The 10,199-nt window shown below is 60.6% G+C and carries 8 protein-coding genes; 2 read left to right on the top strand and 6 right to left on the bottom strand.

What is annotated here, in order from left to right; translation table 11 throughout:
* The 6 genes from HCZ30_RS15325 to HCZ30_RS15300 all read right to left on the bottom strand — a co-directional run.
* On the bottom strand, positions 1–1,232 hold a 1,232-nt coding region (locus HCZ30_RS15325; RefSeq protein ID WP_167639183.1), incomplete at its 3' end, for an O-acetylhomoserine aminocarboxypropyltransferase/cysteine synthase family protein.
* 94 nt (positions 1,233–1,326) lie between these two features.
* A complete protein-coding gene (locus HCZ30_RS15320) occupies positions 1,327–2,277 on the bottom strand; it encodes a sugar-binding transcriptional regulator (RefSeq protein WP_175581058.1) in 951 nt (316 codons plus the stop codon).
* Between the two features lie 36 nt (positions 2,278–2,313).
* Positions 2,314–3,441, bottom strand: a complete 1,128-nt coding sequence (locus HCZ30_RS15315; protein ID WP_432442772.1) for an iron-containing alcohol dehydrogenase — start codon at positions 3,439–3,441, stop codon at positions 2,314–2,316.
* A 15-nt stretch (positions 3,442–3,456) separates the two neighbouring features.
* Positions 3,457–4,389 carry a sugar phosphate isomerase/epimerase family protein gene (locus HCZ30_RS15310; protein ID WP_167639181.1) on the bottom strand — a complete coding sequence of 311 codons (933 nt, stop codon included), beginning with the start codon at positions 4,387–4,389 and terminating at the stop codon, positions 3,457–3,459.
* Positions 4,390–5,901 (bottom strand): glycerol-3-phosphate dehydrogenase, encoded by a 1,512-nt coding sequence (locus HCZ30_RS15305; RefSeq protein WP_167639180.1) that lies wholly within the window; start codon positions 5,899–5,901, stop codon positions 4,390–4,392.
* Positions 5,902–5,945: 44 nt separating this feature from the next.
* Positions 5,946–7,508 (bottom strand): FGGY-family carbohydrate kinase, encoded by a 1,563-nt coding sequence (locus tag HCZ30_RS15300; protein WP_348640405.1) that lies wholly within the window; start codon positions 7,506–7,508, stop codon positions 5,946–5,948.
* A 480-nt stretch (positions 7,509–7,988) separates the two neighbouring features.
* On the opposite strand from HCZ30_RS15300, the gene HCZ30_RS15295 reads away from it, so the two are divergent.
* Both HCZ30_RS15295 and HCZ30_RS15290 read left to right on the top strand, forming a co-directional pair.
* The gene (locus HCZ30_RS15295; protein WP_228069171.1) at positions 7,989–8,642 is read left to right on the top strand and encodes a DUF2291 family protein; all 654 of its coding nucleotides are present in this window, start codon (positions 7,989–7,991) and stop codon (positions 8,640–8,642) included.
* On the top strand, positions 8,642–10,192 hold the full coding sequence (locus HCZ30_RS15290; RefSeq protein ID WP_167639178.1) for a sugar ABC transporter ATP-binding protein: 1,551 nt from the start codon (positions 8,642–8,644) through the stop codon (positions 10,190–10,192). Before HCZ30_RS15295 ends, HCZ30_RS15290 begins: the two co-directional genes overlap by 1 nt.
* The last annotated feature ends 7 nt before the right edge of the window (positions 10,193–10,199 follow it).

The following is a 10,199-nucleotide window of genomic DNA, read 5'->3' as shown; positions in this document are numbered from 1 at the left end:
TCAATCCCGATCGAAATCCGCACAACGTTCGGACCAGCTCCAGCCTTAACCTGCTGCTCTTCGTCCAGCTGACGGTGGGTGGTGGAGGCAGGGTGGATGATGAGGCTACGTGTGTCGCCGAGGTTTGCGACGTGGCTGAACAGCTTCAGACTGTCCACCAGCTTTACGCAGGCATCGTATCCGCCTTTGACTGCAACCGTGAACAACGCACCAGCGCCGTTCGGGACGATCCGTTGGCCGCGCTCGTAAGACAGCGAACTCTCCAGTCCGGCGTAAGTCACACCTTCAACGCGAGGATCGTTCTCGAGCCATTCGGCGACCGCTTTTGCGTTCTGTACGTGGCGCTCCATTCGTAGGCCGAGCGTCTCGATGCCCATCAGCGTATAGTGTGCACCCTGCGGGTTCATCGTCATGCCAAGGTCGCGAAGGCCAACTGCGATGGAGTGGAATGTGAAGGCCATGGCTCCGAGTGCGCCATGGAAGTTCAAGCCGTGATAGGCAGGTTCGGGCTGCGAGAGGGACGGGAACTTGTCCGACGCGGACCAGTCGAATTTGCCGGAGTCGACAACCACGCCGCCCGTGACCGTGCCGTTACCGGTCAGGTATTTGGTGGCCGAATGGACGACAAGTGTCGCGCCGTGTTCGATCGGGCGGCAGAGGAAGGGCGTAGCCGTTGTATTGTCCACAATGAGCGGAACGCCAGCCTCGTCAGCGATCTTCGCCATTGCATCGAGGTCGGTGACGTAGCCGCCGGGGTTGGCGATGGTTTCGCAGAAAATAGCGCGCGTATTCTCGTCGATCGCAGCTTTGACGGCATCAAGGTCGTCGGTGTCGACGAACTTGGCCTCCCACCCGAAGCGGCGGATCGTCTGGCTGAACTGCGTGATCGTGCCGCCATAGAGGCGCGACGAGGACACAACGTTGCAGCCGGGACACATCAGCGGGAAGAGCGCCATGATCTGCGCCGCGTGGCCTGACGAACAGCAGACCGCTCCTGCGCCGCCTTCGAGGGCCGCGACACGCGCGGCAAGGGCGTTCACGGTCGGGTTGGTCAGGCGTGAATAGATGTAGCCGACCTCTTCGAGGTTGAACAAACGCGCGGCGTGGTCGGCATCTTTGAAAACGTATGATGTGGATTGATAAATCGGAACCTGACGTGCGCCAGTGGCGGGATCGGGTTCGGCGCCTGCGTGAATGGCAAGTGTTTGCAGGCCCATGGGTTTGTCGGTCATTGTATGCGTCCTCCTCGTTACAGGGGGAGACTAGTCGAGCGTCTTACAGTCACGCAACGCCAATCGGGCCGAAAAGCATTTGTATAGGTTAAGCTTACAGCAGCGCCCGCGCGGTCTGTTCGTCGGTGATGAGGCCGGACAGGCGACCGGAGCGCAGGACAGCCCTGATCGCCTTGACCTTAGACGGCCCGCCAGCCAGCGCGACAATGCGGTCGGTTTTGCCCTTCTCCATCGACACAGCAAGCGTACGAGAGGTGAGGGTCGTTTCCAGCACCGATCCGTCTTCGGCAAAGAAGTGGCCGAGAAGTTCGCCTGCCGCTCCGGCATTGGCGATCTGGGTGATCTCGTCCTGTTCGATCATGCCGGAATTGACCAACTGGGTGTCTGTATCGACCGTGCCGACGCCGACAATCTTGAGCGATGAATTCTCGGCCAGTTCGAACACCTCACGAACGCCATTTTGTGAAAGCAGCACCTGACGGTCGTGCGCCGTATTGGCGAAGAACGGTACAGGCATGACGTAGGCGCGTGCGCCTGTTTTCTCGGCCAGAAGGTGCATCACGTCGTGCGGGTTGGCGGAGAAATTACGGGTCAGGCCGCCGAGCAGCGAGACGAAGCGCAGTTCCTTGGTTTCGAAATTCGGCATGGCGCGCACTGCGGCAGCCAGCGTCCGTCCATGGCCGATGCCGATCATGTCGTGCTTGCCCGCTTCGAGCCAACGGCGCAGGCGGGATGCGCCAGCGAGCGAAAGGGCGCGAATTGGCATTCCGTCTTCGCCGAGGTCGGGCGCGATGTCACAGCTCTGAAGGTTGAACTTTTTGCAGAGCTGTTCTTCGAGCTCAATGCATTCGACAATGTCGCCGTCGATCGACACTTTGACAGCGCCTTCGGCAACAGCCTTCGATATCAGGCGATGCGCTTTGACCGACGGCACACCGAGGCGTTTGGCAACCGCAGCCTGCGTGAGGCCTCCGACATAGTGCAGCCACGCGGCACGGATCGCGAGGCTGTGCTCGTTGTCCGAGATCTGACGTTCTTTGGCCATCACTGTGTATCCTCCCGTTCGCTCAGTCAGAATGCTTTAGCGTGCATTTTCCATAAGGGCTATCAATTGCTCATACGTTAGTCGTACGGGGTTGGCCTTCATTGAAGATGACGTTTCGGTAGCTTTTGCGGCGGCCTCGCGCGCCCCTTGCGAGATGCCCATATCGTCCAGCCCTTTCAGCCCGTTGGCCCGCGACCAATCTGTCAGTGCGCCGAGCGCGTTCTGTTCGGTCGTGCCGAACGCATCGGCGATCCACCGGATCACCTCGGCGATGCGTTGATTGTCGGGATCGGCACTCAGGTTTGTGGCGAGGCCATGCGGCAGCAGAGCGCCGCAGATCGCACCGTGAGGTGCGCCCGTCAGCCCGCCCAGCGGCCCCGCAAGCCCGTGAACGACGCCGAGGCCCGCGTTGGCCAAAGCGAGGCCGCCGAACAGGCTGACCAGCGCCATGTCGTCGCGCGCGGCGGTGTCTTCGCGCTCCATCAGTGTTTGGATCGCCTTCAGCCCGCGCGGAATCGCATCGCTGCATAGCGCGTCCGTCATCGGGTTCGCGCGTGTGCAGATGTAAGGCTCGATAACCTGCGTGATCGCGTCGAGGCCGGAGGCCAGCGTGATCGCCTTCGGACAGTTATCCGTCAAGGCAGGGTCGATGATCGCGAGGTCTGCGAGCATCCGGTTGTCGCGCAGGCTGACCTTGCGCTTGTGTTCTGGCACGTCGATCACGGCGTTCTTCGTGACTTCGGCGCCGGTGCCCGAGGTTGTCGGCATCGCGACAAAGGGCAGGGGAGGGTTGTCGAGCGGTAAGCCTTTGCCGACGACTTCGAGATGGTCCATCAGATCGCGGCTGGCGGGTACGATCGCGGCAATCGCCTTACCTGCGTCGATGACAGCACCGCCGCCGATTGCGACAACAACATCGCACCCTTTAGCGGCTGCGACGCCGGCCAGAATGGTCTCAACGTCAGGCTCCTTCGCGACCGAAAACGTACGGACCTCGCAGCCCTCGGCTCTCAGCGCATCAAAAAGCCATTCGTTTCGTGCCGCATTCTGGCCCGTCACAACAAAAACGGACCGCCCCAATGAGGCGATCCGTGGAGGAGATTGCCGCGCCTTTCCCCGCCCGAAGACGATTTCGTTAGCAGTAGCGAAGGCGAATGCAGGGATGTCCATATGTGTCCTTCAGATCTTGAGGTCGTTTGCACCCGTGTCGATGTGCGGAGCCCAGAATGCAATGCTCTCCGCGATGGCGGGAATGACCTGACGGTCGTTCGGCTCGCGTTCCTTGAAGGACAGCTCAAGGCAGATTTCGTTGTCTTCCGCGCCGCCTTCGGCAAATGCCTTCAGCAGCGGCTCGGGCTGGATCGCGCCCTTGGCGTTGAACTCTGCGGTAAACGGGCGGTGGCCGGATTTGTCCATCATCGACTGTTTGATGTGGATGATCGGGCTGACCTTCGGCACAGCGCGCGCCCAAGCGTAGGGATCGGTATCGTCGGGGTTCGACGAGGTGACGTCACCGTGGTCGATATCGGCCATCATCCACATCGGGATCGCCATATCCGCAGCGGTCAGACGGTCCTGAAGTTTCATGCACTCGGCAATCGTTTCACCGAATTCGCGGCCAACGGACATCGGCTCCCAGTAGACATAGTCGAGACCGGCGCCCTTCGCGTGTTCGGCAACTTCGGCCCAGCAATCGATGGCGATGTTGATCAGCTCTTCGCGGCGGGCGGGATCGTCGTAGTCCTTGTAGGTGAAGATCGCGAACTGCGTGCCGACTGATTTGCCGCCGAGATCACCAATGATGTCAGCGAAGGTCTTGAACCAGTCAACATAGTACTGACGCACATCGGGATCGGGGTGGCCGAAGTGGTTCAGACGGCCGTAAGGGCCGGTCATGCCGGACGTACAACGCACACCTGTGCGCTGACAGGCAAGGTCCATCTCGCGGGTCAGGCGGCGGATTACCGGAGCCTGCCAGCTGGGATTGATGAACTCGTGCGTTAGCTGGAGATCACGGATGCGCAGGTCGCGCGCCGTGGTCTCAATAAGGTCTGCCGGGTCCGCAAAACGGTTTACCAACGGATTGGTATTGAGAGAGAGGGAAAGTGCCATTTATGCGGCCTCGGCAGAGTTGGAGACGAACCACTCCTCGAACGCAGCCTGCTGGGCATCCGAGAGGTTCAGTCGGTGTTTTGTACGGCGCCAGAGAATGTCCTCGGCGGTCATGGCCCATTCATTGGCCACGAGGTAACGGGCTTCGGCCTCATAGAGGAAGCCACCGAAGTGACGGCCCAGACCTTCGAGCGACGTGGCGCTTCCGACGATCTTATCGACCAGCGTACCGTAGCGGCGACCGTAGTATTCACGCAGCTCGCGCGGCATCCACGGATACTTTGCCTTGATGGTCTCGCGGAACAGATCGTAGTCGGCGTTTTCCATGTCGCCGCCAGGGAGGACGGCGTCAGCGGTCCAGTCGCCTTTCATGTTCGGGAAGAACTTGGCGATGCGGTGCATACCGCGCTCTGCCAGTTCTCGGAACGTGGTGATCTTTCCGCCGAAGATGTTCAGCAGCGGTGCGCCGCCAGTCTCGTCGAGGTCGAACACGTAGTCGCGGGTCACAGCCGAGGGGTTGCCCTTGCCGTCGTCAAACAGCGGACGCACGCCCGAGAATGTCTCCAGCACGTCTTCTTTACGGAGCTTTTCCTTGAAGTAGCGGTTCACGCAATCGAGCAGATACTCGATCTCGCGGTCTTCACAGGTCACGTCTTCAGCGCGGCCTTCGTAAGCGATGTCAGTCGTGCCGATCAGAGCCTTGTCGCCTTCGTAGGCGTTGATGAAGATCACACGCTTGTCGTGGTTCTGGACGAGGTAGCTGTGCGGGCCTTCCCAGAACTTCTTGACGATGATGTGCGAACCTTTGACGAGGCGGACGTTGCGGCTGGAATTGGCACCGGCAACGCGGGTCAGAACGTCGGTAACCCACGGGCCGGCAGCGTTGACTAGAACCTTGGCGAGGAATTCGCGCTTCTCGCCGGTAATGGTGTTCTGCGTGGTCACGTGCCACTTGCCATCTTCACGGCGAGCGGTGACGGCGGGCGAGCGGGTCAGGATTGTCGCGCCGCGCTGCGCTGCGTCCAGAGCATTCAGCGTCACGAGGCGGGCATCGTCCACCCAGCAATCCGAATATTCAAAGCCGCGCTTGTACTGATCCATGATCGGCGCGCCTTCGGGATCGCGGCGGAGGTTCAGCGTGCGGGTACCCGGCAGTTTCTTACGGCCGCCGAGGTGGTCGTACATGAACAGGCCCAGACGGACGAGCCAAGCGGGGCGGTCTTGCGGCGAATGCGGGAGTACGAAGCGCAGCGGCCAGATGATGTGCGGCGCGGCGTTCAGCAGCACTTCGCGTTCGATCAGCGCTTCGCGGACAAGACGGAATTCATAATATTCGAGGTAGCGCAGGCCACCGTGGACAAGCTTGCCCGAGCGCGACGACGTCCCTTCGGCGAGGTCGTCCTTTTCACACATGGCGACTTTCAGTCCGCGACCTGCAGCGTCGCGCGCAAAACCGGCACCGTTGATGCCGCCGCCGATGACAAAAAGATCTACTTCCTGAATAACGGTCATTTTATTGCCTTTCGACACGGGCCGGATGGCCACGCTTTGGAGGATTAAGCCTTTGCGTCACGCTGAGCAGCGAGCCGGTGCCAGACCGGTTCGAGCGCTTCGCGCGACTGGCGATAGGTTTCAAAAAGAGTGTTGTAGGTTTCGACCAGCGACTGGTCGGGCTGCTCGGCTTCGCCCAGCAGCGGCGTAGTCCATTCCGCGATGCAGTCTTCCATCGACGGGTAGGCGCCGATCGCAACAGCAGCCATCATGGCGCAGCCAGCGGCGCCCGCTTCTTCGCGGAACGATACGCGGACGGGGGTGTTCAGAGCAGCAGCCAGCACCGCGCGCAGCGATGCGGAACGTGCCGCGCCGCCGGTCAGACGAAGCTCGGTCGGCATTTCGCCCATCGCGCTGTAGCAATCACGTGCCGCCATGCCGAGGCTTTCGATCACGGCGCGCACGATGTCGGGGAAACGGTGGCCGGCGTTGAGGCCGATGAAGCTCGCACGGGCGTCGGCGTCCACGAACGGGCCGCGCTCGCCAGCTTCGGAAATGTAGGGGTGATAAACCAGACGGCCCGCTTGGGATTTCGCCATCCAGTTGTCGATGCGTGCCACGAGGTCCGAATGCGACGGACGTTCACCCATCTCCGCGATCAGGTCTTCGGCCATCGCCAGCGCCCAGTCGAGGTTCAGCGTCGCAGCCATGTTGGTCTGCACCTGCGTGACGCGATCAGGAATCGGCAGGCAGATGACGTATCCGGTGCCCTCGGCGTTCAGGTGAACGTCACTCGAGTCGACCGAGCGCATATGAACGCCGGTCGAGCCGATGGTCGAACAAGCAGCGCCAGCGGTGCCTGCGGTATGAACACCAGCGCCAAGCGCGGTCATCACCATATCGACGTAGCCCAGCGAGACGGGCGTGCCTTCAGGCAGGCCTGTTTCTTCGGCAGCGGCCGCGGACAGCGGGAACGTCTGCTGCGCGCCGTCAACGATTTGCGGCAGCAGATCGCGGCGGTGGGACAGGCCCAGAGCCTCGATCACTGTGTCGCTGTATTCGCGGTTGCGGAAATCGCCGAATGTGAAGCTGGCCTCAGAAGGGTCAGTCGCCCGAACGCCGGTCAGGTTGAAGAAAAGCCAGTCCTTGCAGTGGAATGCCGTCGCGGTGCGGTCCAGTATTTCAGGGTGGTGGCGATCCATATGCGCCAATTGCGAACCCTGCTGGCAGGTGTTCAGGCCGGTGCCGGTCGCCTCGAAGCGGGCGCGTTCGGTCGGACCGTCGGCAATCGCTTCGACCGTCGGGGCCGCTCGGGCATCGAGCCAAAGCCAAGCGTCACATACGGGCTTGCCCGCCTCGTCGATCAGCCAGGTGCCATCGCCTTGGGCGGTGACGGCAACGGCGGCGACGCGCTCGGAGAATTCTTCGATTTTGCCGGTAAGGCCGCGCAGCGCAGTGGCGCAGTCTTCCCACGTCTGACCCAGCGATTGGGTCGCCGAACCATCGGCTCCCATCGTGTATTTATTACGGACGGCAGAAGCCGCGATCTGGTTCCCTGCGAGATCAAAGGCCACGGCCTTAATCACAGACGTACCAGCGTCGATGCCGACGATGATGTCGCGTTTCACGCTCAATTTGTCCTCCTTCTGTGGTGGCCACAGGATGATTCGCGGCCTCCACTCCTCCTCGGTTGCTCGGGCGTCCTATTCTATAGATACGGGTAATCCGTATTCGCCCAAGCGCGGCGTCGGTTGTCCTCACACAAGCCGAAAATCCGCGTCTTTCTGGAAATGTTGGTAACACAAAAAATTCCGGTCGTCCGAATTTTTTTGCAGACAACGTAATTTTTTTCACCTATGGTTTGATGAAAGGCGAGCAGTCAGATGGCTGCAATGCAATGTTTTCGTTAGCAGAATCGATGGAGGATCGTGCTGGCGGAAATTCAGGGGAGGACATAAGTCGCGGCCAGTCCGCGGTTATCTCCGAAAATTTTAGGTGGCTCATCCGCATAGGTCGGATTGTTCCACGAACGTAGTGCGCGACTATCGCGCAAGTGGATAACGCTGCGGGCCGTTGTTGGTGCGTGGCATGGAAGGGGGCTCATTAGTATGGCCATGATGGACACTAGCAAGCAGGTCAAACCGAAGAAGCCGATGACAAGCTGGCTGCTTCCGCTTGTCGCTGTTGTTGTCATCGGCGCGATCGCGATTGATACCAAGGTTGTGCAGATCGGTTCCGAAGAAGACGGCCGCGCACAGGCATTTAATCCGGACAGCTACGGTGCCGAACAGTTCCCCCGCATCCGCGACCTTATTGTTGAACGCGCACCCGATGCCGTGACCTTGGCCAACGAGCTGGCCGCAGACAAAAACGCTGCGATCGAAGCATACGGCACCAAGACCGCGATCGGTGGTATCATGCCCGTCACTGCGACCGGCACTTTGGGCGAAGGCCGCTCGGGCATCTATGACCTGAACGTCGACGGTATGCCGGAAGGAGTCCGTATCCGTGTCCAGACCGGTCCGGCGATCAACGGCACTGACCTGCGCGACATGCCGGGTGATATTGTCTTTGGTGAGTTCACCAACCAGATCGAATATCAGGACGCTGGCTCGGGCATAAACCGCGCGATGGCTGCCGAAGCTCTTTCCGACCTCGACCGCGAGAACCTGACCGGCAAGACCGTCGAAGTCACCGGCGCATTCACTCTCATCAACCCGAAGAACTGGCTGATTACGCCGGTTGCTCTCGAGGTGCAGTGATGCAGGCTCCGATCCACAACGAAGCGCCGCACGCAAAGCCGGAGAGCCAGGTTGTGCTCGCTGCGCGTGACGTGACCAAATCCTTTGGTGCCGTTCGCGCACTGAAGGGTGTGAACTTCGACGTCCACCGCGGTCAGGTCACCACGCTGTTCGGTGAGAACGGCGCTGGAAAATCCACGCTGATGAAGATCCTGTCGGGCGTTCAGAAGCCGTCCACGGGTACCATTATCCTCGACGGCGAGCCTGTCGAGCTGGACTCGACCACCGATGCGCAAGAGCGCGGTATCTGCATCATTCACCAGGAGCTGTCGCTCGCGCCGAACATGACCGTGCGCGACAATATCTTCATGGGCCGCGAAATCCGCGGCAAGTTCGGCGTCGATTTCGCAGAAGAAGAGCGCCAGACCCGCAAACTGCTCGAAGAACTGGAAGAGGACATCGACCCTCTGGCCAAGGTCGAGGACCTGCGCCTCGGTCAGCAGCAGATCGTCGAGATCGCACGCGCGCTGTCAGTCGACGCACGCATCCTGATCATGGACGAGCCGACCTCGGCTTTGTCCGCTTCGGAAGTCGAAGTGCTGTTCAAGGTCATCCATGACCTCAAGGCGCGCGGCGTTTCGATCGTTTACATCTCGCACCACCTCGAAGAGGCGCTCACCATCACCGACCACGCCGTGGTTCTGCGTGACGGCAACATGACCGCCTATGCACCGCGCAGCGAAATCGACCTCGAGTGGATCGTCTTCAATATGGTCGGCGAGAACTTCGACCTCGGCTCCCCGCCGCAGGGCTACGAATTCGGTGCGCCCGCGCTTTCGATCGAAAACCTCTGCGTTCCGTCGCACACCGGTGTCGGCCTCGCGGTCGACCACATGGACCTCGAAGTCAAAGCGGGCGAAATCGTCTGTATCTATGGCCTGATGGGTGCCGGTCGTACCGAACTGATGGAGTGTGCTGCTGGCCGCCTGAAGAACACCGAAGGCAGCGTCAAACTGCACGGCCACGACATTTCGGGTCTCAGCATCGCGGACCGCATCAATGCGGGCCTCGTTCTGGTTCCCGAAGATCGTCAGCGTGACGGCCTTGTTCAGACCATGACCGTGGGCAAGAACCTGTCGCTGTCGTCCATCGGCAACTTTACCAAGGGCCTTTTCACGAACCACAAGGCCGAAGACCAGATCATCGAGGAATCGATCCGCGATGTGACCGTCAAAACCGACGGTCCGCACGCTGCGATCGGTTCGCTGTCGGGCGGCAACCAGCAGAAGGTTGTCATCGGCAAGATGCTCGTGACCGATCCGACCGTGATCATGCTCGATGAACCGAGCCGCGGTATCGACATCGGTGCGAAGGCCGAAGTTTTCAAATTGCTGGCGGAGCGGGCCAAACAGGGTCTCGCCGTCGTCTACACCACTTCTGAAGTCACCGAATGCCTGTCCATCGCGCACCGTATCATCGTGATGCGCCGCGGTCAGATTTCTGCCGAGTTCAGCCACGACACAACAAAAGAAGCAATCATGGCCGCCTCGGGCGAGTCATTGGTCGCCTGATAGACTG

The organism is Marivivens donghaensis (assembly GCF_011806565.1).
Taxonomy (GTDB): domain Bacteria; phylum Pseudomonadota; class Alphaproteobacteria; order Rhodobacterales; family Rhodobacteraceae; genus Marivivens; species Marivivens donghaensis_A.
Note: the sequence above shows the minus strand (reverse complement) of the source record. Positions and strands in the feature narration are given on the sequence as shown.

Excerpts from the sequence above, each read along its gene's own strand:
- HCZ30_RS15320 (WP_175581058.1), bottom strand. The coding sequence starts at position 2,277 with ATGGCCAAAGAACGTCAGATCTCGGACAACGAGCACAGCCTCGCGATC.
- HCZ30_RS15290 (WP_167639178.1), top strand. The coding sequence starts at position 8,642 with ATGCAGGCTCCGATCCACAACGAAGCGCCGCACGCAAAGCCGGAGAGC.
- HCZ30_RS15310 (WP_167639181.1), bottom strand. The coding sequence starts at position 4,389 with ATGGCACTTTCCCTCTCTCTCAATACCAATCCGTTGGTAAACCGTTTT.
- HCZ30_RS15295 (WP_228069171.1), top strand. The coding sequence starts at position 7,989 with ATGGCCATGATGGACACTAGCAAGCAGGTCAAACCGAAGAAGCCGATG.
- HCZ30_RS15305 (WP_167639180.1), bottom strand. The coding sequence starts at position 5,901 with ATGACCGTTATTCAGGAAGTAGATCTTTTTGTCATCGGCGGCGGCATC.